The organism is Staphylococcus intermedius NCTC 11048 (assembly GCF_002902385.1).
Lineage (GTDB): Bacteria > Bacillota > Bacilli > Staphylococcales > Staphylococcaceae > Staphylococcus > Staphylococcus intermedius.
Genome location: NZ_PPQH01000026.1, coordinates 1 through 19,724 on the forward strand (window position 1 = coordinate 1; position 19,724 = coordinate 19,724).

A 19,724-nucleotide genomic window follows, 5' to 3' on the forward strand; every position below is an offset into this window, starting at 1 on the left:
TAATAATATAATGTATCATAACTAAATATATTACTCAACACTTAATATGGTGATACAAATCTTTTATTTGCGGTTATATAATAGCCCTCTGTCGTTTTCAGTCGTGGTGTCTGATTTTTAGTATAAATGACTCCATCTATTGCTAAAATTTCTCCTGTTTTCAACTTACGAATCGGTTCACGTTTAAAGGACCTTGAATCATATAACTGACAACCTTTAATGATTTCAACTTCTTTTGGTGCTGTCGTATAATACTTTTCTTGATCGACGTCATTCAATACGTCCACAAATTTTTGATTCGCTGTAATAAAATAGCCCTCTGTCGTTTTCAGTCTCGGCGTACCTCTAGAAGAACGTTCTATTGATTCAATACGGAAAGGTGTTCCGACTTCGATTTCTTTCACTAACGTATTAAAATCAGCATCTTCATACAACTTAACTTTTTTAACAGTCACCACATCTTCTGGTATCGTCGTAAAATAATGCGCCTTTTGTGACGCTACTGTTTGTGTTGGCTTAATCAATTCCAATTTGAAATCTTGACGTTTCATTTTGCGCACACTTTGGTCTGAAGGGTAGGAAGCATACACAAGTGCTTCTTTGTAGTCATTATATCTGACTTTAATGTTAATACCCACATCTACCATTTCATCTAATGCTTGCGTCGGAATATAAATTTGATTTTGTTCCATTTCGAAATCCAATGCAATTTCATTCATGGCATTTTGAATTTCTACCGCTTTAACATCTCTAATTTTAGTATTTTTATCTTTTAATACATGGATGACTTCAAAAGCTTTCCCATTAAAATGATGTGTTCCTTGATAAACAGGGTAACACTCAATAGGAAGATACTGATAACGCTCATCTTCAATATCAAGGGTACGATATACTTGGCCGTCTTCAATTAATTTTTTATGATTTGGATCTAACACTAATGCATCAATAAAATCCTCAAACAGTTGCGCATCTTGTTTTTGATAAACGTCATACATTTTTTTATAAGTTTCTATCGTTAACAAATCTGCTACGGCATAACCATGTGACTCAATGACTGAAACCATTTCATTAAAAATGTCATAATATTCCGCTTGGTCTCCTGAATTTGCAAATGTTTTGGTTTGAAACATACGTCTCATAAAATCAAGTTCAATAAAACGCGATAACAGCCCTTTCATCGCTGCTACAGGAATATCTAAGTTCACAACTTCTTTCAAAATATCGAGATTAATTACTGATTTTTCATAAACAGATGTTGTTTTCACTAATGAGACGTTTTCTTGATAACGATTCGTATGATAAACAGGGGCTTCTGTCATTGTCGCAGTCTGTGCTTTACCGATTAACTCCGCAAAGAAACGTTTATCTTCTCCATATTTGCGATGTTCAAATTGTAAGTCGAGTTGTTCAACTAACGCTTTTTTAAACACCTTTCCTGGAGGACCAACTGATCTAAAAATTTTATCAAGTTCATAAGGCACTAAATGTTTGGCTTCCTGATATGATGCAAATAATGCCACCTTTACGATAGCGTCATTCGTATGTTTTAAAATTTGCCCAAAACCGATGTCATCATCATCTGTCACTACTTTTTCGACTAATAATGGGAAACCATGAGCATCGAGCCAATCGTCCGCATCAAGTAATGTTAAATATTGACCTTGTGCTTCACGCATCCCCACATTTCTTGGTTCAGACGGACCACCTGTATTGCTTTCCAGTTCTATTAAACGCATATATGGGTACTCATCAACGAAAGGTTTGATTTTTGCGACAGAATCATCCGTTGATTTATCGTCTACTATAACGACCTCAAGTTGTGATGGTTCCATTTCAAGTTTTGTAATTGAATCAAGACATTTTTGAATATAATCCGCTTTGTTGTACACAGAGATGATAATAGATACTAACGGTTTCATATCTACTTCACCCTTCCTCTCTTTTTTGCCAGTCCTTCCAAAAATCAATAGTATATCCCCCCACATTTAATTTAAAAATATTACTTATATAAACCCTATTGCACATGATTTCAAACACTAAGCATTCCATCATTTAAAACAATAGTTTGCAATTATCAACCCTACATTTAATTTAGAATTCAACCTAATATTGTATCAATCACTTATTCTTACAATTCTCAGTAATTTCAAATTTATTAAGCCATGGTTGATTTATTGCTACTTTTGATTAAATGTTAATGATATAATACCAAATGTTAAATGATTACTGAAAGGATGATCCTTATGCATGCACTATCCATTATAGTGCCATTTTACAACTCAGAGGAGTACATCACAGAATGTATCAGTTATATTAAACGTCAACGTAATCAAGACTTCGAGCTGATTCTTGTCAATGACGGTTCAACAGATCGCAGTGAGCCTTTACTCGATGAAGCTTTAGCAGATTACGATAAGAAAGTGAAATATATTAAGTTAGAAACAAACAAAGGTCATGCACATGCACGTAATGTCGGAATGCAAGCAGCCGAGACACCTTATTTTATGTTTGTCGACGCTGATGATAAATTGGCAACTTATGCCGTCAACTTTTATTTAAAACACATTCAGAGCTTCGATGGCCTCATTGCACCAGTGCACGAATTTGCATTGAATATGCCACAATTTGTCGATCAAGACCGTGTACAAATCAAATATTTAAATACAAAGCACAATCCTAATTCATTTTTAAGAAAAAACACCGCTTGCAATATCATCTTTAAAACAGCAATTGTTAAAGCTCACAATCTCCAATTTAGCGAATCGTTAAAAGTGTATACAGATTGGTCATTTATTTTAGATTATGTTCAATATGCAGAAAATTTCATACGTGTGACGAACTTCCCATTCTATTTCAAAGGCGAAGTGTATGATCCGTTTGAAACCAATACCTTGTCTGAACAAAATTTTGATTTCTTATTTGAAGACTATGCCAAAAGCTTTATTGATGCCTTATCTCGTATTAAAAACAAAGAAACACGAACATTTATTAAACAACGAATGTTCAATACCCTCCACAACGACTTTTCACCGAACTTACGAGAAACAGCACAACGTTTTGAGACACATCAAGACGCACTTGCTGAAGTCGTTCGTCACCTCGGTGTTGATATTCTTAAAGAGCGTAAGCTGTTGTTCACTTTAGAAGCCATTGCTTTAGCATTTAAAAAAATAGGATGGGCTTCAAGTATTAACCGCCTACGTTTTGTAACGCGTCATGCAAAACGTGTTGCGTTACGTCAAAAAGGTAAGGAACGTTCTCAATATTTCTTAACGGATAAAGATGATAATGTGAACAATAAAACCGTTGTTTTTGAGTCCTTTGGCGGAAAAAATTATAGCGACAGCCCAAAATACATTTATGAATATATGAAAGATCATTACCCTGAACTTAACTATAAATGGGTCTTTAATAATCCAGAGTATAATTCAGTCCCTGGTGAAGTGGAGAAAGTCCAGAAAAATTCTAATGCGTATTATCAAGCATATTCAGAAGCAAAGTTCTGGGTCTCTAATGCACGAATTCCATTGTTCTTAAATAAAAAGCCGAACCAAATTTACATTCAAACTTGGCATGGTACCCCTTTAAAACGACTTGCGAATGATATGAAAGTCGTTAGAATGCCAGGTACAACAACATCATTATACAAACGTAATTTCTATAAAGAAGCATCACGCTGGGATTACTTAGTGTCACCGAACCGTTATTCAACAGAAATTTTCCGTACCGCTTTTTGGACGCCACCGGAAAAAGTACTAGAAATCGGTTATCCCCGTAACGATATTTTAGTCAATCGTGCAGATGATGCAGCATTACAACAAAGTATCAAAGAAGAACTCAACATTCCTGAAGATAAAAAAATCATCATGTACGCGCCAACATGGCGTGATGACGAATTCATTAAAAAAGGTCAATATACTTTCGAACTCAAAATCGATTTACCACGTTTACAACAAGAACTTGGCGATGAATATGTGATTTTACTACGCATGCATTATTTGATTGCCAATGCCCTTGATTTGAATGGTTATGAAGATTTTGCGATTGATGTATCGAATTATAATGACATTTCGAAACTGTACTTGATTAGTGATTGCTTGATTACAGATTACTCTTCGGTCATGTTTGACTACGGTATTTTGAAACGCCCACAATTCTTCTTTGCATATGATATTGAAAAGTACGATAAGAATCTCCGTGGCTTTTATATTGATTACCATAAAGATTTACCGGGTCCGATATATACAGAACCAGGCGAATTAATTGAAGGATTGAAACGACTAGATGCGGTTAAAAAAGAATACAGACCTCGCATTGATGCGTTTTATAATCGATTCTGTTCAATTGAAAATGGACGTGCGTCACAGTATATCGGTGACATGATTTATAATGAAATTCAGAAAAACATAGAATAATTTTCAAAAGATGAAGTCATGATGATGGCTTCATCTTTTTATTTAATTATCTTTCACAAACCTGTTTCACTCTATTAATTTATACTCTATTAAAATAATGATGATGTTTCATAATAAATTTAGTATGCCAAATGCTTATTATGATAAAATATACTTATATATCAACCCATGGTTCGGAAGGATGATTGGATAATGAAACTGAGTATTATAATTCCTTTTTATAATGAGTCGGAACACATCACAGATTGTATCAATGCGATTAAAAAACAACGCAACCAAAATTTCGAATTAATTTTGATTAATGATGGTTCCACAGATAATAGTGAATCATTATTAAATAAGGCATTGGCTAACTATGATAAAAAAGTGACTTACATCACATTAAATGACAATCACGGACATGCACATGCACGTAATGTAGGCATTCAAGCTGTTAAAACACCTTACTTTATGTTTGTGGATGCAGATGATCAACTTGCGAGTTATGCAGTCCATTTTTATTTGAAGTATTTACAGCAGTTTGATGGCTTAATTGCTCCTATTAACGACTTTTCACTTAATCTACCGCAATATGTCGATCAAAATCACGTGAAATTCAATTATATATCCACCAAGCGTGAACCACAGGCATTTTTGCGCCACAATACAGCGTGTAATATTGTTTTCAAAACGAGTATTGTTCACGCTCATCAAATTCAATTTAACGAAAATTTGCGTGTCTATGTGGACCAATCTTTCATTTTGGATTATCTTCAGTATGCTGAACGCTTTATTGAAATAAGCGATTTCCCTTTTTACTTTAGAGGCGAAGTGTATGATCCCTTCAATACAACGACACTTTCTGAACAAGATGAAGATTTTCTCTTTGAAGATTATTGTCATAGTTTTAACGATGCACTTTCACGCGTTCATAACAACAGATTGCGTCAATGGATTAAACAAAGTATGATCATGCGACTACATCAAGAATTTAATCCTAATGAAAGCGAATCTGCTGAACGTATCAAAATACATCAAACATCTCTTTCACAAGTCGTTCATCAGCTCGGATTCTCACTTTTAAAAGAGAAAAAGTTATTATTTTTAATTGAAATGTTAGGTTTAGCAATGAATAAGCCAAGTTTCGCATTAAAAGTGAACCGTTTTCGATTTATTACACGGCACCTGAAAAACATTGTTCAACGTCATCGACTTCAAGACCGTTCACGTTATTATCTCACTGATAAAGTTGAGAATGTAAACGCAAAGACGGTTGTTTTCGAATCATTTGGAGGCAAAAATTATAGCGATAGCCCCAAATACATTTACGAATATATGAAAGATCATTATCCAGAATTGAATTATCGTTGGGTTTTTAAAGATCCAGATACAAATCGTGTGCCTGGTGAAGCTGTCAAAGTGAAAAAAAATTCATCAGCTTATTATCAAGCGTATTCAGAAGCAAAGGTTTGGGTTTCCAACGCACGTCTGCCATTATTTTTAAATAAAAAGGAAAATCAAACTTACATTCAAACTTGGCATGGGACACCTTTAAAACGACTTGCGAATGATATGAAAGTGGTCAGAATGCCAGGTACAACAACATCTTTATACAAACGCAATTTCCATAAAGAAACTTCACGTTGGGATTACTTAATATCACCAAACCGATATTCGTCTGAAATTTTCCGAACTGCATTTTGGATGCCGCCTGAGAAAACTTTAGAAATCGGCTATCCACGAAACGATATTTTAGTCAATCGTGCAAATGATGTTGCGTTACAGGCTGAAATTCGTGAAGAACTCAACATTCCTGAAGGTAAAAAAATCATTATGTATGCACCGACATGGCGTGATGATGAGTTTGTCAAAAAAGGCAGTTATACCTTTAAACTTAAGATTGATTTAGCACGTTTGCAAGAGACGATCGGAGACGAATACGTTGTACTTTTACGTATGCATTATTTGATTGCCAATGCTTTAGATTTAAACGGCTATGAAGATTTTGCGATTGATGTATCGAATTATAATGATATTTCAAGGCTTTATTTGATTAGCGATTGTTTGATTACTGACTATTCTTCTGTCATGTTCGATTATGGTATTCTCAAACGCCCACAACTTTTCTTTCCTTATGATATTGAAAAGTATGCGTCAGAATTACGTGGCTTTTATATCGACTACCATACGGATTTGCCAGGCCCTATTTACACAGATCCAGATGCGTTAATTGAAGGATTAAAAATATCGAGCAAATTCGTGAAACATATCAAGACAAGATTGAAGCATTTCATCAGCGCTTTTGTTCGCTTGAAAATGGGCGTGCATCTCAATATATCGGTGACATGATTTATAATGAAATTCAAAAAAGTTTAGATTAATATAAAAAAGATGAAGTCATTCAGAGGACTTCATCTTTTTTATTACATATTCACACTATTTCTGTCATGCTCCTACTATTCAAACCTCTAGTCTCGAAAACGCTCCGTTCTATCATCCGCATCACTCATAAATCAATAACAATGCTTTCGTATAATCATCACGTGTCTCATCAAACAGCGCTTCTATTGGAAATGCATCGACAACACGACCTTGATGCATGACCACAATACGCGAAACCCATTTTTGTAGAAATGCTAAATCATGGGAAATCACGACCATTGAACATTGTGTCCGTTCGACATGCCGTTTTAACTGCTGTGCCATACGATCTTCTGCAATAACATCTAAATTTGCTGTCATCTCATCACAAATCAACAAATCTGGTTGCAACATCAATGTTCGAATGACATTGAAACGTTGCAGTTGGCCGCCGCTTAATGCATTCGGATACCGTTTCAACAACGCATGTGACACACCCATCGCTGCCATGAGTTCATCACGATAGCGTTGATGTGCTTTCCGTTGAGAGGGATCGTAATCCAACGCCTCATTTAATGCACGTGCGATTGTCATTTTAGGATTAAATGCGTAGTTGGCATGTTGTAAAATCGGTAATATCTTTTTAAATGTCGATGTGACATGTCCTCGTTGCGCACGTAATTCACCTAACATCACCTGTGCTAATGTAGACTTTCCAGACCCACTTTCACCAACGATGCCTACAATTTCATGAGGTCCGACTGTTAATGACACATCATTTAAAGCGGTGACATCTTTATACTGTACAGTGATATGTTCTAATTTAATCATAAGACTCACCTTGCCTTAACTGACTTCGATGTTGAAATAAATACGCACTGTACGGATGAATGTCTGCTGATTTGAAATAATCATCATCACCTTGGTCCACGATACGACCACGTTGCAATACGTAAAGATAATCACTAAATCGTTTCACATGCGTTAAGTTGTGCGTCACGACAAATAACGTGACATCGTGTGCTTCAGCAAGATGATGCAACAATGTCATCATTTGGTGCCCTGTCACAGCATCTAATGCAGCAGTGGGTTCGTCTGCGATAATGAGTGCCGGTTCCAACATCATCACACTCGCAATAAGGACACGTTCCAGTTGCCCACCAGATAGCATGAAGCGATACCGTTTACGCAAATCAAGATGGTCTAAGCCTACCCATTTTAGCGCTTTTTGAACTTGTTTTGCCGCTTCTTGACGTGACACTTTGTAATGCTGACGATAAATCCCTATGAGCTGCTTCCCAATCGGCGTATGATCATTAAAACTATGCGTATAATCTTGTGAAATATATCCGACTTGTTTGCCTAAATACGGTTTTAATGAGGTGACACTTTGTCCGTCGTAATGCCATTCATCGTACGACATTTCAAAGTGTTCCGGTAAAGCACCGAGTAACGCTTTAATCAACATACTTTTCCCCGCGCCACTTTCACCGATCAGGACATTCACTTTTGAAGCGTAAAGCGTCATATCGAGACTTTCAATGACATGATGCTCCCCTTGTCGCACAGTTAAGTTGTGTATGTCTATTAACCTATTCATGTCCAGGAGACTCCTCTTGTGTAAAATAATCGCGTAACGCATCACCGGTCAATTGGAAAATTAAGATCGTCACAGCAATCATCACGGCTGGTGCAAACAGTAATATCGGATTGGATGTCATGAAATCCTGACCTGCATTTAACATCGCCCCCCATTCCGGTGATGGCGGTTGTGCCCCTAATCCTAAAAATGATAACGATGAAATGTAGAGAATATTTTTACCGAAATCGACTGTAGCCACAACTAAAATAGAAGGCAACACGTGTGGAACAAAGTGTCTCAACATGATGCGCAATGACGACACACGGTACAATTTGGCCATACGGATATAATCCATATCTCGAATACTCGCCACAATTGTACGGGTCAATCTCGTATATGTCATCCAGCGTAACAATACCATCGCCCAGACGATATTCCAGATACTCGGTTTCAACAAACTCGCCATCGCAATAATGAGCACAAATTCTGGAATACTGAGGCCGATGTCGACGATGCGCATGATGATTTTTTCGACTTTCCCTTTGAAAAATCCTGCAATCATACCTATAGGCACACCAATGATGACCGTCATCACGATTGTAACTAAGCTGACTAACAACGTATAACGCGCCCCAATCATGAGTCGTGCGAACAGGTCACGTCCGTAGTCATCTGTCCCTAACCAATGCAGCGAACTGATCGGTAAAAACTGGTCACTTAACTTCACTTCTAATGCTGATTGTGTTGAAACAAAAAACTGTGTGGTGATGAGTAGCACGACATAAGTAACGCATACCCATACCATTTTCGGTAAGTGTCGTAACTGTTTCATCATTGAGACACCTCGTACGTTGACATTTGCTTATGTGTATCCGCGTTGTCAGGTTTCAAATAGCGCTGTTTCGGATCTAAAATGAGGACAATCGCATCACTCACCCAATTAGACAATACAACGATCATACCTAACATGAGCACAATCCCTTGAATGACCGGATAATCTCTCGCACGGATGCTATCGACTAAAAACTGACCGATTCCTGGAATACCGAATACATTTTCTATAACGACTGTACCACCGATTAAACTACCAATTGAAAGTCCTAAAATGGTCACGACGGGGACGAGTGCCGGCTTTAAAATGTCAGTGACAAAGATATAGCGTTCTGATAAACCTCTTAACCGCGATGCTGCAACTTCACGACTGCGATATAAATCCATCACATTGGCACGCATTAAACGAACGTAATACGCACTCATTCCAATACTCATCGCGATGACAGGTAACACCAATTGTGCAGGTGAACCGTAACCTGAGACGGGCAAAATTTTAAAACGTAACGCAAAAATGTGCAGTAAAATTATCCCTAAAAAGAATGACGGAATACTCACTGTCACAGATGTTACGGTGCGTATTGTCCGATCAAGTTTACCGTTCGGATGACGTGCTGCGACAACCCCTAAAGGGAGCGCAGTCGCCATAACCACAATAATAGTTAAAAACGCAATCGTGATCGTTGGTGGTGCGTAAAAAATGATTTCTTGAAGGACAGGGCGTCCAGTCTGATAACTTGTCCCAAAGTCTAACTGTACAATTTGACCTATCCAACGAAAGTATTGGATAAACCATCCATCATTCAAACTATATTGCGCACGTGTTGCTTCGATTGCCGATTGTGAAACATTGGATTCCCCAACATGTAAAATTTGATTAACTGGGTCACCCGGTGTACTTTTCATTAAAATGAATGTGATGGTCGACAGCGCCCACAGGACGATGATCATTTTGACGATTGAACGCACAAAACGCTTAATTTGCATCTTGAATGTCAACCTTGTCATCGACTAAATAAATGCCTTCTGGTGTGGCTTTAAAGTTTGTCACATCTTTATTCAATCCATCTACTGTATCGTTATACGTGATGTAGCTTGCTGGAATATCTTGTGCTGCTTGATTGATAATTTGATTTGAAAGTGCTTCACGTTGCGCTTTGTCTACAGTATGATTTAATGTATCAATCATTTGGGTCACTGCTTTATTATGATATGCCCCTTTATTGATTGACCCCTCTTCATGGAGCGCTTGATTGAAGAAGTAACCTGTATCTCCACGTGGAATTGTACCAAAACTATACATTGTGGCATCCCATTGTGAACGATCTGCTAAGTAACCTTCAATATCATCAACACTGCGGATTTCAATATCAATATGTGCTTTTTTGGCATCAGATTGAATCACTTGTGCCATTTTAGGAAGTTCTGGACGGCCTTCATAGGTCACTAATTGAATTTTCAATGGATGTGCAGCACTATAACCCGCATCTTCCATTAATTTTTTCGCACCTGCAATATCTTGAGTTTTCACTTTATGATCAGCAATAAAGTCTAAATGATCATTAAATGGGCCTGTCGCTGGTTTCGCATAACCGTTGGACACATCTTTCGCTAATCCTTTACGATCAATCACTTTATCCAATGCTTCACGTACATCATGGGTCATCTTATTGCTATCTTGGTTGTAAATCATCATTTGTGTACGGTAACCGGAAACGCGTGACACTTTTGTATCATCATTTTCCTCGAGCTGTTTCACACGGTTAACAGGCACGTCCGTAATTAAATCCACTTCACCAGATTGTAAATGACTGACACGTGCATTACCGTCTTCTTGATAAGTCACAGTGACACCCTCAAGCTTTGGTTTGCCATGCCAGTAATCATCATTGCGTTTGAGTGTTATCTTTTGTGAACGTTGATAATCTTTAATTTGATATGGACCGGTACCGACTGGCTTAGCGTTGATGTCTGTTTTAGCATCCGCATCGAAAATCGCAACAAACGGATTGGCTAATTCAGAAGCGAGCTCTGGATAGGCTTCTTTTGTTGTAATCGTCACTTTTTGACCGTCTGCTTGAATGTCTTTAATCGGCAGCGTTGACTTTACAAAATCGCTCTCTTTTAATGCTTGTTCTATACTTTCTTTTACTTTTTGTCCTGTTAATTTTTCACCATTTTGGAACGTCACATGATCTTTAACTGTTAATTCCAATTTTTCAGGAGAGACCTGTTTAAAATCTTTAGCCAGCCAAGGTTTTACTTCTCCCTCTTTGGATACTTTGAATAAAGACTCTAACGCGCCCGCTCTAACTGGGACATCTGTTTCATACGGAGCAATCGATGTCGTCTTCAAAGGCATCTCAATATCCAACACTTTCTCATCGGCAGTGCGGCTTCCCGATTCCGTACCACAACTTGCCAACAATAATGTTGTCGTTGTTAAAACAGCGAATGCATATTTCAATCTCATACAATAAGCGCCTTCTTTCTATATCATTAGCCTAACTCACTATCACGACTATATTATATCAGAAAAATATTCACTGTAGAAAACTAATTATTTTGGTTGTCCTTAATTTTGTTTTTCTAATTGTTCTAAAAATAACTTTGCTTGTTGGTTAATCGTTTTGAAATCAATGCCTTGTTGTTGAGCAGCAAACACACAGCCACAGTAGCATTGGCGGAAAATATCATAATCTTGGCACATCGTAATCGAACGTTCATAACCTTTATTTTTCTTAAAGTCACTCGGTAAATATTTCACATCATATAATTGTTGCACGTCCAAACCAATTTCATTGATTAATTGCGCATTTTTCTTCGGTGATAACGTAATCGCACTACCAAAATAATCATAACCCAGTTCTACAGCCGCTTCTGCTACCATTTCTAAGCGCATACCAAAACACGCTGAACATCTGGCACCGCCTTCAGGTTCCTCGGTCAAACCACGCGATTTCGCCATTTTCATAAATTCGTGAGGCTCGTATGGTGCTTCGATATAGCGGACATGATTACCTGTTCTTTCATTAAAGTCATGCACAAATTGTTCTTGAACACGTGCACGTCGCAAATATTCATTTTTAGGGTGAATATTCGGATTCGCAAAATATATCGCCACATCCGCGTATTCTGTCAAAAATTCTAACGTATACGTGCTACACGGCGCACAACAACTGTGTAATAAAATGGAAGGACGCTCATTTTCGCGTTCCCAATTCACAATCATCTTACGTAAAACTTTGTCGTAATTGATCTTTTGATTTTTCATTTTTTCTAAAATTTGTTCCGCTTGAATCATAGGACTCCCCCACTTCGAAATCTTATTACTTTTCAATAAAACAAATATATCACAAAATTTCTTGCTATGTATGACGATTTTCACCCAAAAAAAGCAGCCTCCAACATGACATCGGACGACTGCTCTATTAAACATATCATATGGACAACCCTATACACGTTATACGATTCCATCCAACGATTCATATCATTGCATCACATGTCGAACATCCTAAAACGTGACGCGAACACGCCATGCAAATGTATTCAATCGTTCAAATTCTGCTTTACCACCTACTGACTCAACAATATCATTGAGTTCATCTTTAAATGGATAATATTCCGTCTCTAAATCTTCTACTAAATTCATATAACCTTTATCACTGTATAACTTTATCATACGTGCTTTATCCGCCTCAGACTCAAACATAGTATCAACGAGAATGATGTGACCGGCTTCAGTTAAAAATGATTTCAGATAAGTCAGCGCCTCTCGTTTACTGTCATGATTTAAGTGATGAAAAGCAAATGTAGACACGATTGTATCAAAGTGCGTGTGAACAGGAACATCCAAAAAGTGACCTTCCAACACGTGTAAACCCTCTTTTTGATGCGCAATGGCCCGCATATCTTCAGAAGGGTCAATGGCTGTGACCTCCAAGTTTTGGTGGATCAGACGCTGTGTTAAATTACCTGTGCCAGCACCGATTTCAAGCACACGCCCCGATGACAATGCAACCACACCCTCTAACATCGTTGCGTAACCGTCAAACACATCTTCATACTCATTGTTATTGCCTGTGTTAAAAACTGTTTCATCATAACGCTCTGCCCATTTTTCAAACACGTCCATAAACTCCATGATTATCCCCTTTTCATTTCCTAGTATTTCGATATGTATTATATACTAAACGACAAATATTGCCAACCGCAAAAACTTCAAACATCATTCATTGCAAATCCTAAAAATAAAAAGCACAGTACAAATGGCCCTTACAACCTTTGTACTGCACTTCACTATCCATTACATTCACTATTCCAAAATTATGACTGCTTTTTATTAAAATACATCAATGTTATTACAATAGAATATACAAAAAGGAATATCATGATAAACGTTGTCATCTCATCACCCTTTCCTATTTATCAATATAGTGAGTTGAACCGGTTCAGCGCCTCGGAAAGCGCAGCGCGGTCAAGTACACGCGCCATCTCTCCAATAAGAATCATGTTTGGATATGTCGCTTCTATATTCAAATCCCCTAAGATTGCCAAAACTTTTCGACACTCCCGAGGGATGGGCCCTTGGAAAAGAGAGTGAAAATTTTGTTTCCGCTCATCTTCTACTTCCATTCAAAAAAGAATAATTGTTTTGAATTGTTACCGAAGTATTAATGTCTTTTTCACGATTGACAAAACCGCGCAAGACTCCTGAGGCATCAGCTGACCTCGAAAATCCACTAACGCTTCCTTAGTAACAGTTCAGTCGAGCGTTAGTTAGTTGAGAGGTCAGCGCCTCGGAAAGCGCAGCGCGGTTGAGCAATCGTAGATATCAACATCAAATTTAAAGTAACATTTCCACTTTCAAAAACATTATTCCAACACGTCGCTCTTCTCGGCCTTTTCCGCCAATCCTTGCGCTAATGGGTCTAAATAAGGTTTCCCAATCAAGCCCACTAAGAAGAAGCCAACACCGAATAAAGTCAACATCGTCAACTTGTACGTTAAAATCTGTGGTACTGGCCCACCCACTGCTTCTCTTAGTGCATCAATACTGTATGAGAATGGCAAGAATGGGTGAATGTTTTGGAAAAATTGTGGTGTGACTTCAATTGGGAATGTCCCGCCACCACCAGCAATTTGTAATACAAGCAAGACGATAGCCAGTGCTTTACCTGGATTACCTAACACCGAAACTAATGTATACACAATCGTCGTGAAAATTAGCGCAGAATACATACTAATCGCAATAAATAACGGGACGGATTCAATAGATGCTTTCAAAATCACGATATCCCCGATAGAGACGATTGTTGCTTGAATAATGTTCATTAACAAGAAGAGCCCCATTTTACCGAGATATGTTTCGCGAATCGTCAAATATGGTTTCAACTCTGGATGTTTATTGTGCACTGATAGTAAGCTCACCAATAACAATGCACCAACCCAAATAGATAATGCTGTGTAGAATGGCGTACTCGCTGAGCCATAATCTTTTACTGGAAAGACATCTTCCTTTTGTAAATCAACTGGATTGGCAATGACACCGGCTTGTTTTTTAAGGTCATTACGCAATAAGTCGATTAAATCCTCTATCGTGTTCTCTTTATCAAGTTGTTTAAAAATACTGTCTGCCTTTTGTAAATCTTCTTCAACTTTTGGTAAATCATTTCGAGCAAATTCCGCTAAACGATGTAAAGTTTCCTTTGCTTTCGGTTGGTTGCTATCTAACAAATTGCGTAAACGATCATATTGTGCGAATGCTTCTGGTAATTTTTCATTAACAGTCGCAGTCGCATCAGAAACGCGTCCTTCTACTCGTGGTAAATCATTTTCGACAAAGTTGGATGCTTCAGCGACCTTTTGACGAAATTGTGGGAAATACGCTTGTGCTGCCTGCATTGCGTTAATATATGTGGCTTCCACACGTGGCAATGTATCACTTAATTGATGTAAGCGTTGTTGCCCTTCAGTTAAAAATTGCTGTCCTTGTCGTATCGCGCTATTCAACTGATTCAGACGTTGTTGTACATTGTCTAACGTTGTTGCACCTTGATTTAATGCAGCATCCAATCTGTTAGAAACATCTTGTAACGTCTGTGCAAAATCTCCACGAAGGTATTGACCAACAGCCGTCAATTGGTCTTTGGCTTTCGATATACTATTTAATACATCCACCGCTTCCGCTTGACCAGAGTTACCAGCTGAGACGGCGTCCTTTAATGCGTTCAAACGTTTTGTTCGCTGTTCTAAATCTTCTTGCACAGTTTTAAGTCGTGATTGGGCATCCGATAAATCGACACCTTCAGATTTTTCAATGTTTGTTAAATAATCTCTATAATCACGAATCGTTTTCGTCGCATGATTCATACGCGCGATGAGATGATTTAATGGTGTTTCAAATTGTTTCGGATCTTTAGCACTCAAAATACCGTAACTTAAGTTTTCTGCAGTATCCAAATCTGCAGATGTCGCATTCAATTGTTGTACTACCGCTTGATTCACTTGTTGCAATGTATCGCTATAAGCAGTCGTCATCGTTTGTGCATCTTCGGGTGAAATGATATGACCTGCTGGAACATGAGTCCCGTCGTCTTGCGTTGTCGTGCTCATTTGCGCAGTACGATATGTCATACCTTGTGTGCTTTGTGGCGCTGTTGCAGTTGCATTTTGTGCATTTTCTCCAACCGCTTGATTCGCTGCACTTGCACGATCTACGCCATTTTGAAGTACACGCACACGTTGTTCTACAGCAGGCAGTAATTGTTGAATTTCGTTCAATTTAACAAGTGCTTCATCTGTACCTGCAACGGCACGATCTACGCCATCGTTAATCTCTGGAAAATGGTTCGGCACACCACTTGCTACTTGTAGGACACGCTCAATGTCTGGCATTGCTTGATTCAATGACACAACCAGTTTGGCACGCTCATTAATAGCAGGTATACTTGCATTTAACTGATTTAAACGTTCTGTCGCAGTGACTGCCTCATCTTTATATTGATCTAATGCTCTAAATTTATCTGCATATTGATCCAGTTGGTCTTGATTTTCATCCAAATAGATCAATGTTTTACGGAACTTTTCAATTTTTGGTAATGCATTATTCGCCGCATAAATCCCATCTCTGACTTTGTGATAGTTTGGCAATTGATCTTCTAGCTTAATGCCGATTCGATTGGCTTCATTTAATAAAGCTTTCGTCACTGTCTCGTTAAATTTTTTGTTGGCATTTTTCACTATTTCACTAGAGCCTGCATCCGTCATTTTAGGCGCAATCGCATTCAGTTTTTGATTCACTTTATATTCGACTTCAGCTTGTTGAGGATCTTTACGCACAATACCGGTAATTTGATGTGTAAACTTTTCCGGGATGTAAATCGCTGCGTAATATTTCCCCATTTTCAACTCTTTATCCGCCTTTTCACGACTGACCATTTGCCAATCAAAATGATCATCTTTACGCAAAGTTTCTTCTATTTGGTTTCCGACGTTAATTTTTTTATTGCGCACCGTATCGCCTTTATCTTCGTTGACGACCGCAATTTTGATGCCATCTGTGTTTGAGTAGGGGTCCCAAGTCGCTTCGAGGTTGAACCACGCATAAAAAGATGGTAGTATCGCTAAACCTAAAATCAGCACCATTGCGCCAGGGGTTTTAGCAATTTTTTTAATATCCGTCAGAAAAAGTCTGATGGCATTCTTCATTTTTTTCACCTCAATATTTTGTAAAACACTTTATCATTTACTTCACTTCATGTAATATAAAATATGTATAACAATTGCAAAATTTCGTTATTTTTAAATTTAAGTTAACACACATCAACAAAATGCGAGACATCTTTAAGTATAACAAGTTCCCTTGCATTTTGTATACCTTTGTATGAATGGAATGCCTTTGATCGTCATTAATCCCGCACACTGACCTCATTTGACGTCACCGCCCCTTGTGACGTAAGTCGTGCCATGATGATTGTGCATTTAAACCCTATTTTATACAGCAATCATTGCGTTTTTTTAGAAAGGAGTCTTAAATTGAATAAGAAATTCATTTATACAGGGTTGTTAAGTACCGCATTGCTCATCCCTTCAGTCACACCTCAATGGGCCATTGCTGCAACAACTCAACCTGAAGATGTAGCTCAAGAACATACAAAAGATGATTCTGATAAAGATAACGCGTCAGATAAAGCACGTGACGACCGTAAAACGTCATCTCAATCCTCAGATAAAAAAGAAACAACAAAACAAAAGTCATCCAAAGCGAGCGAAAAAACAACTTCGCAACAAGATGATTCAAAAATAGACGTCGCTTTCAACTCAACTTCTCCTTTAGATTCACAGTTGAAATCGTCATTCTCGTCTCATAAAGATTGGTTTGGCCAACTGTTTCAGTCTTCATTAAATGAAACAACCGATGCACCTAGTCATACATATCCAGCACCAACAAATGATACTGCATCAGCGCCATCACAAGACCAACCATCGACGCCTGAAAACCGCGACTTTTTTGAACAGCTTCAAGCCATACTCAGCAGTGATGAAGATATCGAAAATGAGACAACATCGTCAACTGATGACGCACTATCGTCAGACCAATCAACGTCTGAATCGCCATCAAATGAACAAAATGAAACACTTTCGCACCAAACAAATACAGCGAAAAAACAACCCTCAACTGAGGACGAGACAACTTCAAAAGGAAATGAAGATATATCATCAGATCAATCCGAAACAGAAGCTGTGAACGACAATGACACAACTGAAAAAGTACCAACTACAGATGAAACAGCAGAAAAGCATGAGACCCACACATCTTCTGACAAACAAACTGAAACAGATCAGAACGATGCGATGATTGATGCCTTGTTAGACGAATATAGCGAGAAAGCTGAACAAACACATGCGTCCCATCAACAAGAAAAAGCGGCTTCTGAAAAACCTTCAACATCAAAAGAACAAAAACATGAAGCGCAAATTTCTGACCCTGACACTTTCAAGTCATCACGAGAACAAGCGCCGACACAATCATATCAAAATGAGGCTGACAAAAAGCAGATGCGTCAAACAACATTATTTGAAACGATGCCCCATTCTGATACATCAACGAACGACTCAGAAACGATGCGTGTCGTCCCTCAATCATCAACACGTGATTTTATTAATGACATTGCGAAAGATGCACATGACATTGGTCAAAAAGAGGACATTTACGCTTCTGTCATGATTGCACAAGCGATTTTAGAGTCTGACTCTGGTAAAAGTGAATTATCCCGTGAACCTTATTTCAATTTATTTGGTATTAAAGGCAGTTATCACGGAGAATCTGCAAATTTCAAAACTTTAGAATCAGATGGCAAGCAATTGTATCAAATCGATGCTGCTTTCAGAAAATATCCAGATTATAAAGCATCATTACAAGATTATGCGGATTTAATTAAAGGAGGCATTGATGGTAATCCAGACATCTATCAGGACGTATGGAAAAGTCACAGTTCAAGTTATCACGATGCCACTTCAGCACTTGTTGGTACATATGCGACAGATCCACAATATGACCAAAAATTAGATGCTTTAATTGAAACGTATGACTTAACACGATTTGATCAACGCAACATGCCAGATTTATTAGATGACGAAGATGACATCATGACGCAGAAAAATGATGGTGGTGCATTTAAACCATTTGAAATATCTGCGGATTCACCATATCCTTATGGTCAGTGTACATGGTATGTCTACAATCGTATGGCGCAATTTGGCATTGAAATTTCAGGGACTATGGGCAACGCCGCTGATTGGACTTATGCCGCACTCACACAAGGTTATAGTGTATCAAGCAAACCTAAAGTACACAGTGCAGTCGTCTTTAATCCAAATGAGCTAGGTGCAGATCGTTATTATGGGCACGTTGCTTTTGTTGAAAAAGTGAATCGTGATGGTTCTATCGTCGTATCTGAATCTAATGTCAAAGGACTCGGTGTCATTTCATTCCGTACAATTGATGCAAAAGATGCCGAACAATTGGATTACATTACTGGCGATTTAGCAACTGAATAACGGCTTATTTTTATAGCGCTCACCACGGAATGATTTCGTATTCGTTACAAGAATGTACGGGTGCATGGCCAAACGCTATGCACGCCATCAATTGTTCTATATAAGAAGGAAAGGGACTGGGACATTAAGTTTTCCCAGTCCCTATACTTTTTATGGACATATATAGATTAATGATGATCAATCAGCCAAAAATGAAGATGAATGGGACGTCATCATTGGATGTTATGGGGTTTTGTCTCCATTTTATAAACTATCACAAGGTGACTGCATTTGATGCAAGATTGCCCAGAGGCTGAGACTCCCGAGGGATCAGACGCAGCCGAAAATCCAATTTGGCTTCCATCCAGTGTACACTTCAATCAAGCCAAATTTAGTTGAGGCAAGTCCCCTGGGAACGCGAAGCCATAAGGGCAATCAGAAGTCACAAATCATAGGGAGGGCAAGTTAAACAAAATACTGCATCCATAGCATCAAAAATGATTATGTCCCATCCC

The 19,724-nt window shown here is 38.1% G+C and carries 12 protein-coding genes and 1 pseudogene; 3 read left to right on the forward strand and 10 right to left on the reverse strand.

Going from position 1 to position 19,724, the window contains the following annotated elements:
- Positions 1–41: 41 nt before the first annotated feature.
- Positions 42–1,919 carry a glycosyltransferase family 2 protein gene (locus CD138_RS06220; RefSeq protein ID WP_019167511.1) on the reverse strand — a complete coding sequence of 626 codons (1,878 nt, stop codon included), beginning with the start codon at positions 1,917–1,919 and terminating at the stop codon, positions 42–44.
- Between the two features lie 324 nt (positions 1,920–2,243).
- Here CD138_RS06220 and CD138_RS06225 point away from each other — a divergent pair, with 324 nt between their 5' ends.
- Positions 2,244–4,415 (forward strand): bifunctional glycosyltransferase/CDP-glycerol:glycerophosphate glycerophosphotransferase, encoded by a 2,172-nt coding sequence (locus tag CD138_RS06225; protein WP_019167510.1) that lies wholly within the window; start codon positions 2,244–2,246, stop codon positions 4,413–4,415.
- 189 nt (positions 4,416–4,604) lie between these two features.
- Positions 4,605–6,775, forward strand: a pseudogene (locus tag CD138_RS06230) (bifunctional glycosyltransferase/CDP-glycerol:glycerophosphate glycerophosphotransferase).
- A 121-nt stretch (positions 6,776–6,896) separates the two neighbouring features.
- Here the strand turns inward: CD138_RS06230 and CD138_RS06235 are convergent.
- The 9 genes from CD138_RS06235 to CD138_RS06270 form a co-directional block, all read right to left on the reverse strand.
- Positions 6,897–7,586 carry an ABC transporter ATP-binding protein gene (locus tag CD138_RS06235; protein WP_019167509.1) on the reverse strand — a complete coding sequence of 230 codons (690 nt, stop codon included), beginning with the start codon at positions 7,584–7,586 and terminating at the stop codon, positions 6,897–6,899.
- Positions 7,579–8,355: an ATP-binding cassette domain-containing protein gene (locus CD138_RS06240; protein ID WP_019167508.1), complete on the reverse strand. Its 777-nt coding sequence runs from the start codon at positions 8,353–8,355 to the stop codon at positions 7,579–7,581. The genes CD138_RS06235 and CD138_RS06240 overlap by 8 nt, the downstream gene beginning before the upstream one ends.
- Positions 8,348–9,172 carry a nickel transporter permease gene (nikC, locus tag CD138_RS06245; RefSeq protein WP_019167507.1) on the reverse strand — a complete coding sequence of 275 codons (825 nt, stop codon included), beginning with the start codon at positions 9,170–9,172 and terminating at the stop codon, positions 8,348–8,350. Before nikC ends, CD138_RS06240 begins: the two co-directional genes overlap by 8 nt.
- Complete coding sequence (gene nikB / locus CD138_RS06250; protein WP_019167506.1) at positions 9,169–10,155, reverse strand: nickel ABC transporter permease; 987 nt, start codon at positions 10,153–10,155, stop codon at positions 9,169–9,171. Before nikB ends, nikC begins: the two co-directional genes overlap by 4 nt.
- On the reverse strand, positions 10,145–11,641 hold the full coding sequence (gene nikA / locus CD138_RS06255; RefSeq protein WP_019167505.1) for a nickel ABC transporter substrate-binding protein: 1,497 nt from the start codon (positions 11,639–11,641) through the stop codon (positions 10,145–10,147). Before nikA ends, nikB begins: the two co-directional genes overlap by 11 nt.
- A 102-nt stretch (positions 11,642–11,743) precedes the next feature.
- Positions 11,744–12,472, reverse strand: coding sequence for an epoxyqueuosine reductase QueH (locus CD138_RS06260; RefSeq protein WP_019167504.1), 729 nt, complete (start codon positions 12,470–12,472; stop codon positions 11,744–11,746).
- A gap of 210 nt (positions 12,473–12,682) precedes the next feature.
- A complete protein-coding gene (locus CD138_RS06265) occupies positions 12,683–13,312 on the reverse strand; it encodes a class I SAM-dependent methyltransferase (RefSeq protein ID WP_019167503.1) in 630 nt (209 codons plus the stop codon).
- Between the two features lie 284 nt (positions 13,313–13,596).
- Positions 13,597–13,803, reverse strand: a complete 207-nt coding sequence (locus CD138_RS14025; RefSeq protein ID WP_142302920.1) for a hypothetical protein — start codon at positions 13,801–13,803, stop codon at positions 13,597–13,599.
- A gap of 240 nt (positions 13,804–14,043) precedes the next feature.
- Positions 14,044–16,878 carry a YhgE/Pip domain-containing protein gene (locus tag CD138_RS06270; RefSeq protein ID WP_019167306.1) on the reverse strand — a complete coding sequence of 945 codons (2,835 nt, stop codon included), beginning with the start codon at positions 16,876–16,878 and terminating at the stop codon, positions 14,044–14,046.
- Between the two features lie 327 nt (positions 16,879–17,205).
- Here CD138_RS06270 and CD138_RS06275 point away from each other — a divergent pair, with 327 nt between their 5' ends.
- Entirely contained in the window at positions 17,206–19,230 is a 2,025-nt protein-coding gene (locus CD138_RS06275; protein WP_019167305.1) for a glucosaminidase domain-containing protein, read from the forward strand.
- Positions 19,231–19,724: the final 494 nt, after the last annotated feature.